Annotated in this window: 1 protein-coding gene; it reads right to left on the reverse strand. The window is 54.3% G+C overall.

Annotated features, from left to right (window positions below; translation table 11 throughout):
- Nucleotides 1–1,377, reverse strand: a 1,377-nt coding sequence (locus tag E1189_RS01485) for a hypothetical protein (protein ID WP_155158330.1), incomplete at its 3' end; no start/stop codon positions are given.
- Nucleotides 1,378–1,423 lie beyond the last annotated feature (46 nt).

Genomic DNA, 1,423 nt, shown 5'->3' on the forward strand with positions numbered 1-1,423 from the left:
GAACGCCTGAGGCGTGGGGATCTCACTGCGTAGTCCAAGATGGGACTTGTGCTGTAGGGCAAACTTCTGCACAGCCGCTTCGGTCAGCCACTGTGTTAACGGCTCACCGGCACGGAGGAATTTCAGCCGTCTGCACGGGCTCTGACCCGACTGACAGAGTACCCGGCCGCCATGTACCTGCCAGTCTTTCGCGGTTTGCAGATCGCTTTCCCAAAAGCAGGCTTGCTCAAGCAGAGGCTCAGTGACCTTACAATACTTATCAATCCCGTTTTGCAGCCCCCATCCCAGCCTCTGATTGCGAAGCACAAAGGGACGGCAGAACATCAAACGCTTACGGGTCTGGAAGGGGATCAGAGCTACTTCCCGCGGGCAGCAAAATTCCTGTGCCGGGTAGAGAAGGGCGTATTCAGAAATCGTCTCAACGGTCGTGTCCCAGGGGGCCGCCGGACCATCGGGGCCGCCATGACGAACCAGGTGGCTTATCAGGTGCTCTGGCAGCCAGTTCCTGTGAACCTTAGGATCGGCCGTTAAACACACCCAGGGAGGAGTGCCCGGGCGCAGATGTTCTTCTGAAAAATCCACCAGTGGCCCATAGTGATTGAACCAATTCCGACAAGCCTCCGGTCCACTGTCCGCAAGAGAGACTGTCCACAGGGAAACATAATGACTGTCCATATTGGGGGGGATTGATCTTTCTTGCTGCCATTCCGGATGCCTGGACAAAACTGGCTCTGGAATCAAGTGTGTGGCGCCTGGAAACTGCTGTATAAACTCCGTACACAGTGCTTCGGTACGCTTGGCCACAGGCAGCCCTGCCAGCCAGTGAAAAAAACGGCTTCGGTATGGCATCAAATCCGGAAAGCGTTCAAGGAAATTCTCAGGGTAGTAGCGGCTCGCCATAGATTCATGGTTAATCGCCGGTGCCTTCTGCAGAAGCTGTTGACATATGTCCGACGTAAGCATGGACTCTGGAATATCTTGTATGCGAGGTAGCGGTTCGCTGTTCAGTGCCAGTTCCACCATATCCAGCGTGATACGGTGCCTGGGAATATAACGCAGAGCCTCCCCCTCTTGGGTTAGTGCCACCCCGCATAGTTTGCTGTACCCAGGGTCCGGATCGTTTTCAAAATGCGCGATCAACCCAGGAATGAGTCGGACAGCCTGCTCTTTCATGGCTTGGGTACGCTGATGTGATGGCACATTCACGATAGCTGTAGGTTTTATCTGCACCAGAGCTTCAAAGTCTATGGAGTGATCAGGGAACATCGCGAACACCTCGGGAATAACCTGTTTATTGCTGGCGATACAGGCATCAAGAAAGGCCGGGGTGAGCCGTTCGGGAGGTAGAAATTTGAAAAGGTACGGTGCTTGCCTCACAAGCAAGAGCCCCAGGTCGTGATCAAAAAGGGCACCCTTAAGCTCT

It is taken from the genome of Parendozoicomonas verongulae, from assembly GCF_009711465.1.
Lineage (GTDB): Bacteria > Pseudomonadota > Gammaproteobacteria > Pseudomonadales > Endozoicomonadaceae > Sansalvadorimonas > Sansalvadorimonas verongulae.